This is a genomic window from Curtobacterium citreum (assembly GCF_006715175.1).
Lineage (GTDB): Bacteria > Actinomycetota > Actinomycetes > Actinomycetales > Microbacteriaceae > Curtobacterium > Curtobacterium citreum.
Genome location: NZ_VFMQ01000001.1, coordinates 2,909,405 through 2,929,180, shown reverse-complemented (window position 1 = coordinate 2,929,180; position 19,776 = coordinate 2,909,405). Strand labels below are relative to the sequence as shown.

The following is a 19,776-nucleotide window of genomic DNA, read 5'->3' as shown; positions in this document are numbered from 1 at the left end:
CACCACCCAGCAGCACCACCCGAAGCACCTGCTTCACGATGAAGTGAAAGGCACCCTCATGCACAAGCGTCTCCGTCGCGGGCTCAGCGCCCTCGCGATCGGCGTCACCGCAGCCGTCGCCATGACGGCCTGCGCCGCCGGCGGCTCGTCCTCCTCCGGTGGATCGGCCGACGACATCACGAAGGCCCTCGAGAAGGGTGGGTCGCTGACCTACTGGTCGTGGACCCCCTCCGCCCAGGCCCAGGTCGCCGCCTTCGAGAAGGCGTACCCGAAGGTCAAGGTCAAGCTCGTCAACGCCGGCACCGGCAACGACCAGTACACCAAGCTGCAGAACACGATCAAGGCCGGCTCCGGCGCCCCCGACGTCGCGCAGATCGAGTACTTCGCGCTGCCGCAGTTCGCCCTGAGCGACTCGCTCGTCGACCTGAAGTCGTACGGCTTCGACAAGCTGGCGGACAAGTACGGTGCGGGCACCTGGCAGTCGGTCGACCTCGACGGCAAGGTCTACGGCCTGCCGCAGGACTCCGGCCCCATGGCGATGTTCTACAACAAGAAGACGTTCGACGACGCCGGCATCACCACGCCGCCGAAGACGTGGGACGAGTACGTCGCGGACGCCGAGAAGATCCACGCGTCCAACCCGAACGCCTACATCGCCGCGGACAGCGGTGACGCGGGCTTCACGACCTCGATGATCTGGCAGGCCGGCGGCCGTCCGTTCGAGGTCAAGGGCACCGACGTCACGGTGAACCTGCAGGACGCGGGCACCAAGAAGTGGACCTCGACCTGGAACCAGCTCGTCGAGAAGGGCCTGCTCTCGCAGACGCCCGGCTGGACCGACGACTGGTACAAGCAGCTCGGCAACGGTGAGATCGCCACGATGGTCACCGGCGCCTGGATGCCCGGCGTGCTCGAGTCGAGCGTGAAGGACGGCAGCGGCAACTGGCGCGTTGCCCCGATCCCGACCTACGACGGCTCCTCCGACGTCACCGCGAACAACGGCGGCTCCGCCGAGGTCGTCATGAAGCAGTCGAAGAACCCGGCGCTCGCAGCCGGCTTCCTGAAGTGGCTGAACTCCTCGCAGGACTCGATCGACGTGTTCCTGAAGTCGGGCGGCTTCCCGTCGACCAAGGCGCAGCTCACCTCGTCGACCTTCACCGCCGAGAAGCCGGAGTACTTCGGTGGCGAGGCGATCAACGAGACCCTGTCGAAGGCGTCCTCCAGCGTCGCCGAGGGCTGGCAGTACCTGCCCTTCCAGGTCTACGCGAACAGCGTCTACGCGGACACCGTCGGCCAGGCGTACCAGGACAAGTCCGACCTGAACGCCGGGCTCGAGGCCTGGCAGAAGGCGATCGTGAAGTACGGCAACGAGCAGGGCTTCAAGGTCACCTCGAAGTAACACCGTTCCACCACCACCTCGGGGCCGTGCGGATCCTTCCGCACGGCCCCGTTCCCTGAGAGGGTCACACCATGCGCTTCGCCATCGGCGACACCGACTTCCTGCTCGACGGCGAGCCGCACCGGGTCCTGTCCGGCGCGATCCACTACTTCCGCGTCCACCCGGACCTGTGGCAGGACCGGATCCGCAAGGCCAAGCTCATGGGTCTCAACACCGTCGAGACCTACGTCGCCTGGAACGCGCACGCACCCCGTCCGGGCGAGTTCGACCTGACCGGCGGGCTCGACCTCGGCCGCTTCCTCGACCTGGTCGCCGCCGAGGGCATGCACGCCATCGTCCGCCCCGGGCCGTACATCTGCGCCGAGTGGACGAACGGCGGCCTGCCGTACTGGCTGTTCACCGACGGCACCGTCGGCGTCCGCCGCGACGAGCCGGGGTTCCTCGCCGCCGTGCAGGACTACCTCGAGCAGCTCGCGCCGGTGCTCGTCCCGCGGCAGATCGACCACGGCGGGCCGATCGTGCTCGTGCAGGTCGAGAACGAGTACGGCGCGTACGGCTCCGACCCGGTCTACCTGACGAAGCTCGAGCAGATGCACCGGGACATCGGGCTGACGGTGCCGTTCACGAGCGTCGACCAACCGATGGGCACCATGCTCGAGGACGGCTCGCTGCCGTCGCTGCACAAGACCGGCTCGTTCGGGTCCCGCTCGGCCGCGCGGCTCGAGCGGCTCCGCCAGGCGCAGCCCACCGGTCCGCTGATGTGCTCGGAGTTCTGGGACGGCTGGTTCGACAGCTGGGGCGAGCACCACCACACCACCCCGGCGGCCGAGTCGGCGGCGGACCTGGACGTCCTGCTCGCCGCCGGCGGCTCGGTCAACGTCTACATGTTCCACGGCGGTACGAACTTCGGCTTCACGAACGGCGCGAACGACAAGGGCGTGTACCGGCCGATCGCGACGTCGTACGACTACGACGCCCCGCTCGACGAGGCCGGTCGCCCGACCGACAAGTTCCACGCCTTCCGCGCGGTGATCGAGCGCTACGCGCCCGTCCCGCCGCTACCCGCGTCGATGCAGCCCGGCGGGTCCGGTCGGCTGGCCGAGGACGGGTCCGGCCTGGAGGCACGCCCCGCCCCCGCCAGGGACGTCGCCGTCCGGCTCGACCGGGTCGCGTCGCTCCGCTCCCTGCTGCCCACGCTGACCGAGTGGACGGCCCACGACGAGCCGCCGACCTTCGACGCGCTCGGGGCGGCCAGCGGTTTCGTGCTCTACCGGACCGAGGTCGACCTGCCGACCGGCGGCGTCCTGACCGTGGGGGACGAGGTCCGCGACCGCGCGGTCGTCACCGTGGACGGTGTCGTCGTCGGCGTGCTCGAACGCGAGCACCACGACCGTGCGATCGTGCTCCCGCCCGTCACCGGAACCCTCGAGCTGCTCGTCGAGGACCAGGGCCGGGTGGACTACGGCCCGCGGATCGGCGAGCCGAAGGGGCTGATCGGCCCGGTCGCGGTCGACGACACCCCGCTGGAGCGCTGGAGCGCGACGCCCCTCGCCCTCGACCCGATCACGCCCGCAGCGCTGGCGCAGCTCGCCGGCACCGCGCCGTCGGACGGCGACGTGCTCGCCGGTCCGGCCTTCGCCGCGGGGTCGTTCGAGCTCGCTGAGGCGGGGGACCGGTACCTGTCGCTCGACGGCTTCCGGAAGGGCGTCGCCTGGGTGAACGGCTTCTGCCTGGGGCGGTACTGGTCGCGGGGGCCGCAGCGGACCCTGGCCGTGCCGGGTCCGGTGCTCCGAGCCGGCCGGAACGAGGTCGTCGTGTTCGAGGTGCACGCCGCCGCGTCCCGTCGGGTGTGCCTGCTCGCCGAGCCGGACCTGGGCCACACCGAGGCCTGAGCGGCCGGTCGAGTTCCGGCTGTACGGTCGGGCCGACACGGCCGGTCGAGGCCTGCGCACACGGACGGTCCGGCGCGACCGGATCAGCTCGGCGGAGTCGACGTCACCACGTTCGCCCCGGCGACGAAGAGCCAGGCGCCGTCGCTGCGCAGCGCCGTGAACGTGAGCACTCCGGCGCTGTCCGGGACGGCGAGCGCGGGGTCGGCGTCTGCCGCTCGTTCGAGGCGCCATCCGACCTGCACCACCGCGACACCGTCCGCCGCGGCGTGCTGCTCGACGTCGTGGGCGCTGAGGGTCGCCCCGTCCAGGCGGCTCGCGAAGGCCGCCTCGTGACCACGTTCGATGCCGGTCCGACCGGACATCCGGATGCCGTAGATGTTGACGAACTCGGCGTCGTCGGTGAACAGGTCGGCGAGTGCCCCGGCATCACCGTCGTTGAAGGTCGTGACGAAACGGCGGGCGAGGTCCGTCGCCCCGAGGTCGTTGGCAGTGCGGGACGACGAGGAGGACGGTCGCTGGGTCGGTGATCCGGTGTCGGCGCAGCCGTGCAGACCGATCGAGGAGACTGTTGCGATCGCGACGGCGGCGGTGACGGCGAGCGGGCGAGTCGTGGGCATGGTGGTCCTCCTGGCAGTGATGTCCAAGATTTCAATGTAGCGGTTCGTCGGACTGCGCGCCGTCGAGCACGGCGAGCGCGCGCTCGGCGTCCGCGACCCGGTCGGCCTCTGGACGGGTCCACCACTCGGGTCCGCGTTCGCCGAGCCCGTGCTTGGCCAGGCCGTTCCGTCGCCGCGCCGCCGCCAGGGCCTCGTCGTCGCCGTCGCGCCTCGCCCGGCGGACGGCATTCCTCCCGCGACCCAGGTGCGACCGGAGCGCGGCCGCGACGTCCTCGGGGATCGCCGGGTCCGTCCGGCGCCACCGTCGACCGTCGACGACGAAGAAGTGCTCGTCGGGTTCGCTCATCCTGCGAGTCTGCACCCGTGACGGACGGTGACGCCGGGTCAGCTGCGGGTCAGTGAGAAGACCTTCGAGGTCGTGTCCTGGCCGTCGACGGTCTGCACGAACCGCAGGTGCAACGAGTACAGGTCCGCGGGGACCGTGTGGTCGAAGCTCCACGTGCCGTCCGCGGCGACCGGGATGACCTGGTCGTGGCTCTGCCAGCCGTTGAGGAACTCGACGTGCATCGTTGCCCCGGGGGTCGCGGTGCCGGCGAAGTGGTTCTCGACGCCGGGACGGAACGTCGAGTTCTCCAGTGTCGGGGCGACGACGCCGGCCTCGCCGTCAGCGGGGGTCGCGCCCTCGACGTCGACGGACAGCGGGTCGGAGACGCCGTGCAGCGCGCCGAGGAACTGCTCGACGCGGAACACGAACGTGCTGGCGGTCGTCGGGACGGCTACCTCGGCGCTCCAGGTACCGTCGTCGCCGACGCGCAGGTCGCCCGGGACGACCTGGCGACCGTCGACGTCGAGGATGCGGACGTGGGCACCCGGCGTCGCCGTCCCCGCGATGCGGGCCGTCGTGCCTGCGCGCACCGGCCCGGACACGACGGTGGGGGCGGTGAGTTCCTGCGGGTCGTTCGGCGCGGGCGTCCCAGGGCCTGCGGCGAGCGTGAAGAGCTCCGAGACGCGGGTCTCGTCGCCGAGCGTCTGGGAGAAGCGGAACTGCAGCGTGGTCTCACCAGCCGGTGGCGTGTGGTCGAAGGACCAGGTGCCGTCGGCCGCCACCGGGATGTCGAACGGGTGGCTCTGCCAGCCGGTGGTGAAGCCGACCCGGAGTGTCGCGCCCGGCGTGGCCGTGCCGGTGAAGCGGTTGGCCACACCGGGGACGAAGCTCGTGTCGTCCACCGTGGGGGCGACGAACTCGGGTCGCCCCACAGGCGGGGTGGCGCCGTCCACGTGCACGGTGAGGACCCCGGACACGGCGCGCCGGTCGCCGAGCTCCTGCGCGAGCCGGAACGCGAACGTGTCGTCGGTGCTGGGGACGTCGACCTCGAAAGACCAGGAACCGTCATCGCCCACTCGGGTCTCACCCGGGACCATCGTCCGTCCGTCGGGGTCGAGGACCGTGAGGTACGCCCCGGGCGTCGCGGTCCCGTCGATGCGGCGCTTCCCGCCGGCCTGCACGCGCTCGGTCACGACGGCGGGATCGGCCAGTTCGGCGGGGACCTCGGGCGCGGGCGTCCCGGCGCCGGCGGTCAAGGTGAAGACCGGCGAGACCCGTTCGACGCCGTCGACCCGCTGCGAGAAGCGCATGAGCAGGCTTTCCGAGCCGGCCGGGGGCGTGTGGTCGAACGACCAGGTGCCGTCCGCGCCGACGGGGATGTCGTGGGGGTGGGACTGCCATCCGGTCAGGAACCCGACGCGCAACGTCGCGCCGGGGGTGGCCGTCCCGCTGAACCGGTTCGCCATGCCGGGGATGAACGTCGTGTTCTGCAGCGTGACGTCGCGCGGGGCGGTCGGGTCCTCGGGGGTGGGCGTCCCCGCACCCGGCGCCAGGGTGAAGATCTGCGAGACCCGCTCGGTGCCGCCGACCTGCTGCGTGAAGCGCATCAGCAGGCTGCTGAGGCCTGCGGGTGGGGTGTGGTCGAAGGACCACGTGCCGTCAGCACGCACGGTGATGTCCTCCGGGGACTGCTGCCACCCGGTCAGGAACCCGACCCGCAGGGTGGCGCCCGGGGTCGCGGTCCCGCTGAACCGGTTCTGCACGCCGGGGGCGAAGCTCGTGTTCGTCACGACGACGTCGCGGATCTCGGCCGATGCAGCGGCGGCGGACGGCCACGCCGACGCAGGGACGACGGCGAACACGACGGATGCGAGGCCGAGGCAGCCGAGGCCGACGAGGGCGCCGAGTCGGTTCCTGCGGTGGGACCGGGACGGTCGGGTGGGGGATGGGTTCTGCACGGGAGTCCTCTGCTGGGTGTGGGATGCGGACGGTCCATGCAAGCCGACCCGACTGGAGGAATAGAGAATGCGATGTATTGCTCGTGCGCTGCTCTGGCCACGGACACGTCGGTGGGTGCTGGTAGGAACGTGCCGGTGAACACTCGTCCCGAACGACCGCTCCTCGACGTCCGGCGCATCTACGCCGAAGCCGCCGCGCTCGACCTGCCGCGCGGACAGGACGTGGTGGTGCGGTGGCCGGACGCCGAGATCGTCCCCGTGGCCTCGCACTGGAACATCCCCGAGGTCCACGGCGACGAACGCAACGTCCGCCGCTGGGTGCGGATCAAGACCGAGGCGCTCGTCCTCGGCGTGAAGAAGTCGCTCGTCACCCGGCCGAACGGCCGCTCCGCCGACTTCATCGCCCCCTCGACCGCGAACGGCTGCGCGATGGCGTGCGCGTACTGCTACGTGCCGCGACGCAAGGGCTACTCGAACCCCGTGACCGTCTTCGCGAACATCGAGCAGATCACGAAGCACGTCGCGCGGAACATCGCGAAGCAGGGGCCGAAGACCGAACCGAACCAGTGCGACCCCGACGCGTGGGTCTACGACATCGGCGAGAACAGCGACTGCTCGGTCGACGCGCAGCTCAGCGAGAACGTCCGCGACCTCTGCGATCTGTTCCGGATGAGCCCCACCGCCAAGGCGTCCTTCGCGACGAAGTACGTCAACCGGGACCTGCTCGACTGGGACCCGATGGGCCGCACGCGCATCCGGTTCTCGCTCATGCCGCAGGAGACCGCGAAGGTCACGGACATCCGGACCTCGCCCGTGGCCGAGCGGATCGCCGCGGTGAACGACTTCGTCGACGCCGGCTACGAGGTCCACCTGAACTTCTCGCCGGTGATCCTGACGCCGACGTGGGAGTCTGACTGGGCCGACCTCCTGCGACAGGTGGACGACGTCCTCTCCCCGGCGGCCAAGGCACAGCTCGCGGCCGAGGTCATCTTCCTCACCCACAACCAGGGCCTGCACGAGGTCAACCTCGGCTGGCACCCGAAGGCCGAGGACCTGCTCTGGCGCCCGGACCTGCAGGAGCAGAAGGTGTCGCAGAACGGCGCCGTCAACGTCCGCTACCGGGCGGCGACGAAGGGGCAGCTCGTCGAGCGCTTCCGGGAGCTCGTGGCGGAGCACGTGCCGAGCTGCCGCATCCGCTACGCGTTCTAGCGGCTGAGCGGCTGAGCGGCTGAGCGGCTGAGCGGCTGAGCGGCAGAGCGGCAGGGCCCCGGAACGGCGGACGCCCGCACCGCCTGGTGGCGGTGCGGGCGTCAGCGGTGCTCGAGGCTCACTTGCCCTCGAGGTGGTCCTTCGCCTTCTCCTTGTCGAGGCGCGCCTCGCCCATGACCTGGTCCTTCTGGCCCTGGTGCGTCAGTTCGGCGTCGTCCGTGTGCTTGCCGACGGCCTCCTCGACCTTGCCGACGATCTTCTGGGTGGCGTCCTTCGCCTTGTCTCCGAGCGACATGGTGTCGTCCTTCCTCCGGGGATCCCGCCGAGGGTCCCCGGCGCCTGTGCACCCGACTGAACCACGAGCCTCCCGTCCCTTCGCGGCGCAGCCGGAGGTTCACGTACCCCGATCTCGCCGACGGGGTACGACTACGGGACCAGGCGGTCCGCCCGGTAGCGGTCGAACAGATCGGCGAACGCGCGGTCGGTGCGCCGGTACCCGGTGAACCCGGCCTCGCGGCTCTTCCCCATGTCGGTGACGACCTCCATCTCGCGGCCGAGGTCGGCGTCGGTGTGCCACCACGAGGCGAGCCGCGTGACGTCGGGTTCGACCAGGCCGTGCCGTTCGGCGATGCCGGCCCAGGCGTGCTCGTGCGGCGCCATCTGCTCCTCGAGCGGGCGCGGACCGTCGGCGTACCCGACGACGCGCGCCGGGTCGACGCCCAGGTGCGCGGCGAGTCGCGGCCACATCCACCGCCAGCGGAAGACGTCGCCGTCCACGACGTTGAACGCCTCGTCGGCACCCTCGGGGCTCGTCGCCGCCCACACCATGTGCTCGGCGAGGAGCCCGGCGTCGGTCATGTCCGTGAGCCCGTCCCACTGCGCGGCGCTCCCCGGGAACACGAAGTCCAGGTCGAGCTCCTTCGCGAGCGTGGCCTGCACGGCGAGCGTCAGGCCCATGTTCATCGCGTTGCCGACGGCGTGGCCGATCACGGTGTGCGAGCGGTGCACCGACCACGTGAATCCCTGGCGCTCGGCGGCGGCGAAGAGCTCGTCCTCCTGCGCGTAGTAGAAGTTCGGGACGTCCAGCCGCGGCTCCTCCTCGTGGAAGGGCGTGTCCGGCACGACCCCGGCGGCGTACGCCTCGAACGGTCCGAGGTAGTGCTTCAGGCCGGTGACGAGCGCGACGTGCTCGAGCGGCGCGTTCGACAGGGCGGCGAGCAGGTCGCGGACCATGCCGCCGTTCACGCGGATGTTCTCCGCCTCGGTCTCCTGGCGCTGCCACGCGGTGAAGAACACGTGGGTCGGGCGTTCGCCGGCGAGTGCCGCGTCGAGGGACGCCGGGTCGCGGAGGTCGGCGGCGACGGTCCGGACGCCGTCGCGGGCGAGCGGTCGGCGGGACAGCGCGGTGACGCGCCAGCCCAGGGAGAGGAGGTGGTCGACGAGGGCGGAGCCGGTGATGCCGCTGGCGCCCACGACGAGGGCTTCGGGACGGACGGGGGTCGCTTCGGTGGAGGTCGTCATCCCCGGGTGCAACGCGGTCGGGCGTCAGGTGTTCCCTACCGGGGACGTCGGATCCGGATCGGTCCCTTGGCGGTGGACGGGTCGACGACGGTGCCGTGCTGGGTGATCTCGACCTCGCCCCGCGCCACCATCCGGCGGGCAGCCCGGCGCGCCGGCTCCATGAGCGGGCGCCAGTCGTCCGGCTCGAGCGAGCGGGCGGCCTCGGACGGGCAGATGCTCGCCGTGCGGGGGCGGGCGGCGAGCAGCTCGTCGATCCGCTGCTCGAGCGCCCGGTCGGTGGCGTCGACACCGTGCTTCCGGCACGCGGCGGAGCACCACTTCGCGTCCGGGGCGGCGGACGACGGCATCCGGCGGCCGCACGAGGCGCACGTCCGCTCGGCCTGCGCCTCGGCCGACGCCGACGCGTCCGCAGCGGTCCTGATCGCTCGTCCCATGCCGACCATCCTGGTCCCGCTGTCCGGTCCCGCACACAGCCCAGGCTCGGGCTGGCAGCATCGGGTCGGTGAACGCCGCCGACGAAGCAGCCCCCGCCCGCCCGGAGGATCCCGCGTGGGTCGAGCACGCGATGTGGTGGCACGTCTACCCGCTCGGAGCCGTCGGGGCCGAGATCCGTCCGACGACGCCGGTCGACGAGCGGCCGGTCGAGCACCGGTTGTCCCGGCTCGTGCCGTGGCTCGACCACGTGGTCGACCTCGGGCTGAACGGGCTGCTCCTCGGTCCGGTGTCCGCGAGCAGCACCCACGGCTACGACGTCGTCGACCACTTCCGCGTCGACCCGCGCCTCGGCGACGACGCCGACCTCGACGCCCTGCTCGCGGCGGCGCACGACCGCGGCGTGCGGGTGCTGTTCGACGGGGTCTTCAACCACGTCGGACGGGACCACCCCGCGTTCCGCGCGCTCGAAGAGCACGGACCCGACGCCCCGACCGCCGACCTGTTCGCGGTGGACTGGACGGGCTGGCAGCCGGGCGACCCGGTGCCGGTGGGGGACTTCGAGGGGCACGACATCCTCGTGGCGCTCGACCACGACTCCCCGGCGGTGCAGGACCTGGTGGTCGAGGTGATGACGCACTGGCTCGCACGGGGGATCGACGGCTGGCGGCTCGACGCGGCGTACGCGGTGCCGCCGGCGTTCTGGACGGCGGTGCTGCCCCGCGTGCGGGAGCGGTTCCCGGACGCATGGTGCAGCGGCGAGGTGATCCACGGCGACGCGACCGCGATCGTGACGGCGTCGACGATGGACTCGACCACGCAGTACGAGCTCTGGCAGGGCACATGGCACGGGATCGCCGACCGGAACTGCTTCGAGCTGGCGCACGCGGTCGAGCGCCACGACGCCCTGCTCGGCACGTTCGTCCCCACGACGTTCGTCGGCAACCACGACGTCACCCGCATCGCCAGCGCGGTGGGAGAGCGCTTCGCCGGGCACGCGGCCGCCGTCCTGTTCACGGTCGCCGGGACCCCCGTGGTCTACGCCGGCGACGAGTACGGCTGGACGGCCGTCAAGGAGGAGCGCCTGGGCGGGGACGACGCCGTGCGTCCGGAGCTGCCCGCGACGCCGCCGAGCCCGACCGACCTGACCCGCACCTACCAGGCCCTCGTCGCCCTCCGCCGGCGGATGCCGTGGCTGCACCGCGCCCACACCGACGTCGTGCACCTGACGAACACGGCACTGGTGCTGCGGACGGCGACCGCGGACGCGGCCGTGGTGACCGCCCTGAACCTTGCCGACGACCCAGCCGAGGTGCCCGCAGCCGACGCGACGCGGGTCGAGGCGGGCGGTGGCGACCTGCGGGACGGGACCCTGCGCCTCCCGGCCGGTGGGTGGGCCGTCCTGACCGCCTGACCCGGTCCGCAGAACGAAGCGGTGGAGCAGAAGACGTCGGGCGCCACACGGCGACCCGACGTCTTCTGCTCCACCAGGGAGGGGCCCTCCACCAGGGGAAGGGGAACGGGGCGGGACCCGCCCTACTTGCGCGCGGACGCAGCCCGACGCTTGTTGAACACGTCGAACGCGACGGCCGCGAGCAGCACCAGGCCCTTGATGAGCGACTGGTACTCGGTGCCGACGCCGAGGATCGACATGCCGTTGTTCAGGATGCCGATGATGAGACCACCGATGATCGCGCCCGGGACGGTGCCGATGCCGCCGGTGACCGCTGCGCCACCGATGAACACGGCCGCGATGGCGTCGAGCTCGAAGCCGTTGCCGGCACCCGGGGCGGCCAGGTTGAGCTGGCCGGTGAAGACCACGCCCGCCAGCGCCGCGATGACGCCCATGTTCACGAACAGCAGGAACGTGACACGCTTCGTCTTCACGCCGGACAGCTGCGCGGCGAGGGCGTTGCCGCCGATCGCGTAGACGTGGCGACCGAACACCGCGCTCCGCATGACCACCGAGTAGACGACCACGAGCAGCCCGAGGACGACGAGGACGATCGGCGTGCCGTTGTAGCTGGCGAGCAGCAGCGCGACGTAGATGACGAGCGCGACGCCGAAGGCGAGCTTGACGAGGAACCAGACGAGCGGCTCGCTCTCGAGCTGGTACTTGCGCCGGGTGGCACGGCCACGGAGCGAGACGACGATCATGATCGCCGCGGCGGCGAAGCCGAGGACCATCGTCAGCGGCTCGTAGCCCGAGGTGCCGAACGAGGGCAGGAAGCCCGAGCCGAGCGAGCGGAAGCCGTCCGGGAAGGGCGAGATCTGCTGGTTCTGCAGGACGATCTGCGCGGCACCGCGGAAGGCGAGCATGCCCGCCAGGGTCACGATGAACGCCGGGATCCCGAAGTAGGCGATCCAGAAGCCCTGCCAGGCGCCGACCAGGCCGCCGAGCACCAGGCAGAGGACGACCGCGATCGGCCACGGGATGCCCCACTGCGTGATCATCACGCCGGCCATGGCACCCGTGAAGGCGACCACCGACCCGACCGACAGGTCGATGTGGCCGGCGATGATGACCATCACCATGCCGATGGCGAGGATGAGGATGTAGCTGTTCTGGACGATCAGGTTCGAGACGTTGATCGGGGCCAGGGTGATGCCGCTCGTCGTCACCTGGAAGAAGATGACGATGACGATCAGCGCGATGAACAGGCCGATCTGTCGGAGCTGCCCGGTGAGGTAGCCGGCGGCGGACTTAAGCGCGTTCATTGACAGGGGTCTCCCGTTCCTGGGTCATGTACTGCATGAGGACCTCGGGTGTGGCCTCGGAGCGGGGCACGTCCGCGGTGATCGTGCCCTCGGAGAGCGTGTAGATGCGGTCGCAGATGCCGAGGAGCTCCGGGAGCTCCGAGGAGATCACGATGACCCCCTTGCCCTGGTCCGCCAGGCTGTTGATGAGCGTGTAGATCTCGTACTTGGCGCCGACGTCGATGCCTCGGGTCGGCTCGTCGAGGATGAGCACGTCGGGGTCGGCGTACATCCACTTCGACAGGACGACCTTCTGCTGGTTGCCGCCGGAGAGCTTGCCCGTGACGGCGTTCACCGACGGGGCCTTGATGTTCATGCTCTTCAGGAACGAGCCCGCGACGGTGGTCTCCTGCGAGCCGTTCACGAAGCCCCAGTTGGCGAGCTTCCCGAGCGCCGAGCCGGAGATGTTCCGCTTGATGTCGTCGATCAGGTTCAGGCCGTAGCGCTTCCGGTCCTCGGTCGCGTACGCGATGCCGTTGTCGATCGCGCGCGTGACCGTGTTCGTCTTGATCGGGACGCCGCGCTTGTAGACCGTGCCGCTGATGCCGGTGCCGTACGAGTGCCCGAACACGCTCATCGCGAGCTCGGTGCGCCCGGCGCCCATCAGGCCCGCGATGCCGACGACCTCGCCGGCCCGGACGTTGAGGTTCGCCTGGTGGATGATCTCGCGCGAGCCGTCGAGCGGGTGGTGGACGGTCCAGTCCTCGATGCGCAGGAGCTCCTCGCCGATGACGGGGTTCTCGCGCTCGGGGTAGCGGCTCGACAGGTCACGGCCGACCATCCCGCGGATGATCCGGTCCTCGGAGACGTCGTCGGCGTGCATGTCGAGCGTCTCGATCGTCTTGCCGTCGCGGATGATCGTGACCTTGTCCGCGATCGCCTTGATCTCGTTGAGCTTGTGGCTGATGATGATCGCCGTCATGCCCTCGGCCTGCAGCGAGCGGATGAGCTCGAGCAGGTGGGCCGAGTCGTCGTCGTTCAGCGCCGCGGTGGGCTCGTCGAGGATGAGCAGCTTGACGTCCTTCGAGAGCGCCTTCGCGATCTCGACGAGCTGCTGCTTCCCGACGCCGATGTCGACGATCTTCGTGACGGGGTTGTCCTTGAGCCCGACGCGCTGCAGCAGCGACGCGGCCTCGAGGTTCGTCTGGTTCCAGTCGATGAGCCCGCCCTTGACGCGCTCGTTGCCGAGGAAGATGTTCTCGGCGATCGACAGGAAGGGGCTGAGGGCGAGCTCCTGGTGGATGATGACCACGCCCGCGGCCTCGGAGTCGTTGATGGAGCCGAACTTCACCGGCTGGCCGTCGAGCAGGATCTCGCCGTCGAACGAGCCGTGCGGGTAGACGCCCGACAGCACCTTCATCAGGGTGGACTTGCCCGCGCCGTTCTCGCCGCAGATCGCGTGGACCTGGCCGCGCTCGACCTCGATGGAGACGCCCTGCAGGGCCTTCACACCGGGGAAGGTCTTGGTGATGTCCCGCATCTCGAGGATGGTGTCCGCCATGTGGGACCGCCTTTCCGTCGTGCGCGCTTCCGCGCGCGGGTGGAGACGGACGGGAGGCGCGGTGCGGATGTGCACCGCGCCTCCGGTCCGGCAGATGGTCGGGACCTACTCGAGGTCGGTCTCGGTGCCGGGATCCGGCACTGTGCCGGAGTCGACGATCGTCACTTGAGGTCGGCCTCGGTGTAGTAGCCGCTGTCGATCAGGACGGACTTGTAGTTGTCCTTCGTGACGACGGTGGGCTGGAACAGGTAGGTCGGGACGACCTTGACCTTGTTGTCGTAGCTCTTGGTGTCGTTCACCTCGGGCTTCTTGCCCGTCAGCAGGTCCTCGGCCATGGTGACCGACTGCTTGGCGAGCTTGCGGGTGTCCTTGTAGATCGTCGAGTACTGCTGGCCGGCGATGATCGACTTGACCGAGGCGGCCTCGGCGTCCTGGCCGGTGACGATCGGGAGCGGACGGTCCGAGGTGCCGTAGCCGGCACCCTGGAGAGCCGAGATGATGCCGATCGACATGCCGTCGTAGGGCGAGAGCACGCCGTTCAGCGTGGTGCCGCCGGAGTACGACTTGGCGATCAGGTTCTGCATGCGGGCCTTGGCGGTCGCCGGGTCCCACTGCTGCGTCGCGGCCTGGGAGAGCTGGTCCTGGCCGGACTGGATCTTCAGCGTGCCGTCCGCGAGGTACGGCTTGAGGGTGTCCATCGCGCCGTTGAAGAAGAAGCCGGCGTTGTTGTCGTCGAGCGAACCGGCGAAGACCTCGATGTTGAACGGACCCTTCTTGTCCGTCTTCTTGCCGTCCGCGTCGACGAGGCCGAGGCCCGTCAGCAGCGAGGTGGCCTGGTCGACGCCGACCTTGTAGTTGTCGAACGAGACGTAGTAGTCGACGTTCTTGTTGCCGGTGAGCAGGCGGTCGTAGGAGATGACCTTGATGCCGGCCTTCGCGGCGGCGTCGAGCTGGTCGGAGAGCGCCCCACCGTCGATCGACGCGATGATCAGGACCTTCGCGCCCTTGGTGATCATGTTGCTGACCTGCTGGGCCTGCTGCTGGACCTTGTTGTCGCCGTACTCGAGATCGACCTTGTAGCCGGCCTTCTCGAGGTCGCTCTTGACGGCGTCGCCGTCCTTGATCCACCGCTCGGAGACCTTGGTGGGCATGGCGACGCCCACGAGCGCGCCCTTGTTGTCGCCGCTGCTGGTGCCGCCCTCGGTCGACGCCCGGCCACCGGCCGAGCACGCCGCCAGGGAGAACGCGATGCCGACTGCTGCGACGCCCGCGATGATCCTGCGCTTCATCATCGAAGTACCTCTGTTCCTCTCGCGTCGTCCTCGACGCGCTCAGGTGCTGGGGCTGCTGTGCCCCGTGGGATTGCTCGGGTGAGCGCTCACATACTGAGGGTTCCGTCACGGGGTGTCAACTCGTCGTGACCGTTTCGGGACTTTGCCTCGTCGGGCGGACTGCGCGGTACGCTCAGCCCCGTGACGACCACGACCGCGCTCGGTGGTGCCGGCGGCAGACGCCGCAAGGCCCCGACGATCTTCGACGTCGCCGAGCGCGCGGGCGTCTCCCACCAGACCGTCTCCCGCGTCATCAACGGCGACCCCACCGTCCGCGAGGCCTACCGCTCGCAGGTGACCGACGCCGTCACGGCGCTCGGGTACCGACCGCGCGCGGCCGCCAGGGCCCTGGCCGGTGGCCGCAGCCGTGCGCTCGGCATCATCACCGCCGGCGACGCCCTGTACGGGCCGTCGAGCACGGCGATCGGCTTCGAGCGCGCCGCGCGGGCCGCCGGGTACCACGTGCTCCTGTCCACGCTTCCGGACGAACCGCGGCCCGTCGACCTCTCCGGCGCGCTCACGACCCTGCTCGCCCAGGACGTCGCCGCGATCGTCCTGGTGGCGGCGGACAACCGGGTGCTCGACGCGCTCGCGTCGCTGACGATCCCGGTCTCGGTGCCGGTCGTCGTCGCGAACGCCGTGCAGCGCGACGCCAGGACCCCCGCGGCGCCGAGCGTGGCCGCGGTCGCCATCGACCAGGCCGCCGGGACGACCCTGGTCATGGAGCACCTGTTCGGGCACGGGTACCGGCGGATCGTGCACATCGCCGGACCGTCGGTGTCGCAGGAGTCCGAGGTGCGCCGCGCCACCTACGAGCGGGTCATGCGCGAGGCCGGGCTCGAACCGGTCGTGCTCGACGGCGACTGGACCCCGGCGAGCGGGTTCGCCGCCGCCCGGCACATCGACGCGACCGTGGTCGACGCGGTCTTCGCGGGGAACGACCAGATGGCGCTCGGGGTGCTGCACGCCTTCGCGGACGAGGGGCTCCGCGTGCCGGACGACATCGCCGTGGTCGGGTTCGACGACGTCCCCGAGGCCGCGCACTTCACGCCGCCGCTCACCACCGTGCGGCAGGACTTCGTCGCGATGGGGCAGCGGGTGCTCGAGACGGTGCGGGCGCTCGTCGAGGGGGAGCCCCGCGACGAGACGCTCCTGGCGCCCGAGCTGGTGGTGCGGCGGAGCACGTAGCGAACCCGCGCGTGGTCGGCCGTTCCGCGCGTGGGAGGCCGTTCCGCGCACGGGGTGCCGATCCGCGCATGGTCGGTCGTCCGTTCCGACCGAGTACGCGCGGATCGGCTTCCGATGTCAGGTCCGATGGGCAGGAACGTGCGTCGCGCGCCCACCGGCGTCACCGCGCGAGCGGGATCCAGACGCGCATCGGCTCGGGACCTCGGTTCGCCCAGGCGTAGTAGGGCACGGCGGTCGCCGTGACGGACTGGAGGATCGTGGCGCGGTCGCCGGACCCGGCCACGTCGTCGACGCTGGTCGCGTCCGCGGGGTGGTCCGTGCCTCCCGTCCGGTCCGTGTCGAGCCGCTGGTACGGCCACGCTGCCTGCTCGTGCCGGGACGGTGCGGATCCGGGCACGCGCAGCGTGACGACGCCGTCGAGGAGGTCGTCGCGACGCTCCTCGGTGATCGGCGCCGACGCGTCGACCGTCAGGTCGTCGACCGTGAAGCCGTGCTGGTCCGCCTGCTCGACGGCGTAGACGAGCGGCCCGCGCTCGATCGCGACCTGCCCGCGGGCGGCGTCGATGCGGGGGTCGGCGACGTACCGGTGCGGTGTCGTGTCGAGGACGAGCTCGACGGTGTCGCCCGCCGACCACGTGCGGTCCAGGACGTGTCGCGTGCCCGGGACGGGGTGCGTTGTGCCGTCCGGACCGATGACCGTCGTGGTGTCCGACCAGGCGGGGATGCGCAGCCCGAGGGCGAGCGGCCCGTCCTGCGTGACCGTGACGACCACGCGGCCGTCGTGCGGGTACCCGGTCTCGACGCGGACCGGGCCGAGGTCGGCGGTGGCGTACTGGTGCACCTGCACGCCACCGTCGGTCGCGGTGGCCAGGTAGCCGTCCAGGCTCGCGAACGTGCGCATGATGTTCGGCGGGCAGCAGGCGCAGTCGAACCAGCCGCGGCGGCCGTGGGCGGGGGAGCGGTTCTCGTCCGGGTGGGCCCCGTCGCGGTGCTGCAGCGGGTTGACGTAGAAGTACTCGGTGCCCGCCAGGCTCACGCCGGCCAGGAACGCGTTGTACAGCAGGCGTTCGATCGCATCGGCGTAGACGGACTCGCCGGTCGCCAGGAGCAGGCGCCACGCCCACTGGATCCCACCGATGGCCGCGCAGGTCTCGGCGTAGCCGCGGTCGGTGGGGAGCTCGTACGGGTCGCCGAACGCCTCCCGGTCCCAGCGCGCGCCGAGGCCGCCGGTGATGAACGCCTTCGTGGCCTGCATGTCGGCGAACTGCCGCTCGCTCGCGGCCAGCAGCTCGGCGTCGCCGGTCTCGACCGCGACGTCGACGGCGCCGGCGGCGAGGTACACGGCGCGCACGGCGTGGCCCTCGACCGTGGTCGCCTGCCGCACCGGGACCCGGTCCGAGAAGTACGTCGGCTCACCGCCGGCGCGCTCGATGATGCCGTGCCCGCGGGCGTCGACGAACCAGTGCGCCAGGTCGAGGTAGGTGCGGGTGCCGGTCTCGCGGTACAGCTCGACGAGGCCCGTCTCGACCACCGGGTGGCCGTCGACGTCCACGGTCTGCCCCGGCCCGTCGCCGAAGGTGGCGACGAGGTGGTCGGCGTTCTTGATCGCGACGTCGAGGAGCCCGGTGTCGCCCGTCGCCCGGTGCTGCGCGACCGCCGCCTGGTACAGGTGCCCGGCGCAGTAGAGCTCGTGGCTCCACTGCAGGTCGACGTACCGCTCGCCCTTGCCGCGGACCTGCTGCACGGAGTCGACGTAGCCGTCCGCGGCCTGCGCCCTCGCGTACAGGGCGGTGACCTCGCGCTGCAGGGCGAGGAGGTCCTCGGCGGGGGCGCGGCCGTACTCCCACGCCACCGCCTCGAGCCACTTGGTGACGTCCGAGTCCATGAACACCGGACCGACCGCCTCGCCCTGTTCGTCGCCCGCGGCGATGCGCAGGTTCCGGAAGTTCCCGGCCGCGTCGAGCCGGTCGTACCCGCTGCGGATCGCGTCGCGGCCGTTGCGGTCCTGCCGCAGGGCCCAGAAGCCGCCGGTGATCCGGGCGTCGCCGGTCGGGAGCGGCTGCAGCGCGAGGTTTGCACCGGCGGTCGGGAGGGCCGGGGTCGCGGTCCGTGCTCGGCTGTCGGTGGGGAGCGTGGTCGTCACGGCGCCTCCTCGCGCTCGGGCGCTCCCGCGTCGGGACCGGGACGGGGACCGACGCGTCCGACGGACGGAAAGCGCTTTCCGTGATGACCGTACGGCAGGTCGGTCCCGGGCGCAAGAGCCGTTTCCCGTAGGCTCCGACGGGGGACGATCGTCCCGGAAAGGACGTTGCCGTGTCGCACGACCCCTCTGGCCACCCTGCCCACCTCGGGCGCCCCGGGCACTCCGGGCACCCCGGGCGTCCCGCTCGCATCGCGGACGTCGCGGCGCTCGCCGGGGTGTCGATCGGGACCGCCTCGAAGGCGCTGAACGACACCGGGCAGCTCCGTACCGAGACCCGGGCGAGGGTCAAGGCCGCCGCCGAGCAGCTCGGGTTCGTCGGCGACGCGCGGGCCCGGGCACTGTCGTCCGGTCGCTCGTACACGGTCGGGATGGTGACGACCGACTCGTTCGGCCGCTTCACGATGCCGGTGCTGCTCGGCGCCGAGGACGCCCTGTCCGCCGGCGAGGTCATGGTCCTGGTCGCCGACACCCGCGACGACCACGTGCGCGAGGCCCACTACCTGCGCTCGCTCGTCTCCCGCGGTGTCGACGGCATCATCGTCACCGGCCGTTCCGCCGACGCCCGGCCGCCGATCGAGGTCCCGGTCCCGGTGCCCGTCGTCTACGCCCTGACGCCGTCCACGTCGGACGCCGACGTGTCGGTCACCCTCGACGACGCCGCGGGCGCCGCTGCCGCCGCGACACACGTCCTCGGGCTCGGGCGCCGACGGGTCGCGGTCGTCACCGGGCCGGTCACCGCGCGCTCCGCCGAGCTCCGGGCCGCCGGGGCGCGCTCGGTGCTCGGCGACCGGATGACCGGCGAGCCGCTGTTCGGCGACTGGTCGGAGCGCTGGGGGCGCCGGGCCGTCGACCAGCTCGACCGCACGCACGGCAGGGTGGACGCGGTCGTGTGCGGGAACGACCAGATCGCCCGGGGGGTGTGCGACCGCCTGCGGGAGACCGGGCGGTCGGTACCCGCGGACGTCGCGGTGACGGGGTACGACGACTGGGACGTGGTGGCACTCGCGAGCCGCCCGCCGCTGACGACGGTGGACATGCGCCTCGACGAGCTCGGGAGGATCGCCGGGCGGTCGCTGCTCGAGCTCGTCGCCGGGGGTCGGCCGGCCTCGACCGCGGTCACGCCGACGCTCGTCGTCCGCGAGAGCACCGCCGGCGCGTAGGGGCGGGGCGCGCGTGGTGGGTCGTTCCGCGCATAGTTGGTCGTTCCGCGCATAGGTGGTCGTTCGTTCCGACCAGGCACGCGCGGATCGACTTCCCATGTCGGGCGCGATGGGAAAGAACGTGCACGGGCTGCCCTCGGAGGCTGCTGGGGGCGCGGGGAGCGGGGCGTTCCGCGCTGAGGCGGTCGTTCCGCGCATGGTTGGTCGTTTGTTCCGACCAGGCACGCGCGGATCGACTTCCCATGTCGGGTGCGATGGGAAAAACGTGCACGGGCTGCCCTCG

At 71.3% G+C, this 19,776-nt stretch carries 16 protein-coding genes; 6 read left to right on the top strand and 10 right to left on the bottom strand.

Going from position 1 to position 19,776, the window contains the following annotated elements; translation table 11 throughout:
• Positions 1-58: 58 nt before the first annotated feature.
• Both FB462_RS13820 and FB462_RS13815 read left to right on the top strand, forming a co-directional pair.
• Complete coding sequence (locus tag FB462_RS13820) at positions 59-1,399, top strand: ABC transporter substrate-binding protein (RefSeq protein ID WP_174777809.1); 1,341 nt, start codon at positions 59-61, stop codon at positions 1,397-1,399.
• A 71-nt stretch (positions 1,400-1,470) separates the two neighbouring features.
• Positions 1,471-3,291: a glycoside hydrolase family 35 protein gene (locus FB462_RS13815; RefSeq protein ID WP_141862464.1), complete on the top strand. Its 1,821-nt coding sequence runs from the start codon at positions 1,471-1,473 to the stop codon at positions 3,289-3,291.
• A gap of 83 nt (positions 3,292-3,374) precedes the next feature.
• Here the strand turns inward: FB462_RS13815 and FB462_RS13810 are convergent, their stop codons facing one another.
• The 3 genes from FB462_RS13810 to FB462_RS13800 are packed head-to-tail and all read right to left on the bottom strand — an operon-like array spanning position 3,375 to position 6,191.
• Complete coding sequence (locus tag FB462_RS13810) at positions 3,375-3,908, bottom strand: SgcJ/EcaC family oxidoreductase (protein ID WP_141862462.1); 534 nt, start codon at positions 3,906-3,908, stop codon at positions 3,375-3,377.
• Positions 3,909-3,939: 31 nt separating this feature from the next.
• The gene (locus FB462_RS13805) at positions 3,940-4,254 is read right to left on the bottom strand and encodes a biopolymer transporter Tol (RefSeq protein ID WP_114849842.1); all 315 of its coding nucleotides are present in this window, start codon (positions 4,252-4,254) and stop codon (positions 3,940-3,942) included.
• Positions 4,255-4,292: 38 nt separating this feature from the next.
• Positions 4,293-6,191: a hypothetical protein gene (locus tag FB462_RS13800; RefSeq protein ID WP_141862461.1), complete on the bottom strand. Its 1,899-nt coding sequence runs from the start codon at positions 6,189-6,191 to the stop codon at positions 4,293-4,295.
• A gap of 135 nt (positions 6,192-6,326) precedes the next feature.
• Here FB462_RS13800 and FB462_RS13795 point away from each other — a divergent pair, with 135 nt between their 5' ends.
• Positions 6,327-7,400 (top strand): spore photoproduct lyase family protein, encoded by a 1,074-nt coding sequence (locus FB462_RS13795; protein ID WP_229666665.1) that lies wholly within the window; start codon positions 6,327-6,329, stop codon positions 7,398-7,400.
• A gap of 118 nt (positions 7,401-7,518) precedes the next feature.
• Here FB462_RS13795 and FB462_RS13790 read toward each other — a convergent pair whose 3' ends face one another.
• From FB462_RS13790 to FB462_RS13780, 3 genes are all read right to left on the bottom strand, one after another.
• Complete coding sequence (locus FB462_RS13790; RefSeq protein ID WP_114849839.1) at positions 7,519-7,695, bottom strand: CsbD family protein; 177 nt, start codon at positions 7,693-7,695, stop codon at positions 7,519-7,521.
• 131 nt (positions 7,696-7,826) lie between these two features.
• Complete coding sequence (locus FB462_RS13785) at positions 7,827-8,921, bottom strand: SDR family oxidoreductase (RefSeq protein ID WP_114849838.1); 1,095 nt, start codon at positions 8,919-8,921, stop codon at positions 7,827-7,829.
• Positions 8,922-8,956: 35 nt separating this feature from the next.
• Positions 8,957-9,355 carry a DUF3253 domain-containing protein gene (locus tag FB462_RS13780; protein WP_141862459.1) on the bottom strand — a complete coding sequence of 133 codons (399 nt, stop codon included), beginning with the start codon at positions 9,353-9,355 and terminating at the stop codon, positions 8,957-8,959.
• A 131-nt stretch (positions 9,356-9,486) separates the two neighbouring features.
• On the opposite strand from FB462_RS13780, the gene FB462_RS13775 reads away from it, so the two are divergent.
• The gene (locus FB462_RS13775) at positions 9,487-10,767 is read left to right on the top strand and encodes an alpha-amylase family glycosyl hydrolase (protein WP_141863371.1); all 1,281 of its coding nucleotides are present in this window, start codon (positions 9,487-9,489) and stop codon (positions 10,765-10,767) included.
• A gap of 122 nt (positions 10,768-10,889) precedes the next feature.
• On the opposite strand, the gene mmsB is transcribed toward FB462_RS13775, so the two are convergent.
• The 3 genes from mmsB to chvE all read right to left on the bottom strand — a co-directional run bounded on the left by mmsB (position 10,890) and on the right by chvE (position 14,903).
• Positions 10,890-12,071, bottom strand: coding sequence for a multiple monosaccharide ABC transporter permease (gene mmsB, locus FB462_RS13770; protein WP_058740518.1), 1,182 nt, complete (start codon positions 12,069-12,071; stop codon positions 10,890-10,892).
• Positions 12,058-13,611 carry a multiple monosaccharide ABC transporter ATP-binding protein gene (mmsA, locus tag FB462_RS13765; RefSeq protein WP_058740519.1) on the bottom strand — a complete coding sequence of 518 codons (1,554 nt, stop codon included), beginning with the start codon at positions 13,609-13,611 and terminating at the stop codon, positions 12,058-12,060. Before mmsA ends, mmsB begins: the two co-directional genes overlap by 14 nt.
• A gap of 161 nt (positions 13,612-13,772) precedes the next feature.
• A complete protein-coding gene (gene chvE, locus FB462_RS13760; protein ID WP_114849835.1) occupies positions 13,773-14,903 on the bottom strand; it encodes a multiple monosaccharide ABC transporter substrate-binding protein in 1,131 nt (376 codons plus the stop codon).
• A gap of 180 nt (positions 14,904-15,083) precedes the next feature.
• On the opposite strand from chvE, the gene FB462_RS13755 reads away from it, so the two are divergent.
• Positions 15,084-16,130 (top strand): LacI family DNA-binding transcriptional regulator, encoded by a 1,047-nt coding sequence (locus tag FB462_RS13755; protein ID WP_083519745.1) that lies wholly within the window; start codon positions 15,084-15,086, stop codon positions 16,128-16,130.
• Positions 16,131-16,290: 160 nt separating this feature from the next.
• Here the strand turns inward: FB462_RS13755 and FB462_RS13750 are convergent, their stop codons facing one another.
• Positions 16,291-18,273: a glycoside hydrolase family 127 protein gene (locus FB462_RS13750; protein ID WP_141862458.1), complete on the bottom strand. Its 1,983-nt coding sequence runs from the start codon at positions 18,271-18,273 to the stop codon at positions 16,291-16,293.
• Between the two features lie 170 nt (positions 18,274-18,443).
• Here FB462_RS13750 and FB462_RS13745 point away from each other — a divergent pair, with 170 nt between their 5' ends.
• Positions 18,444-19,493, top strand: a complete 1,050-nt coding sequence (locus tag FB462_RS13745; protein WP_141862456.1) for a LacI family DNA-binding transcriptional regulator — start codon at positions 18,444-18,446, stop codon at positions 19,491-19,493.
• The last annotated feature ends 283 nt before the right edge of the window (positions 19,494-19,776 follow it).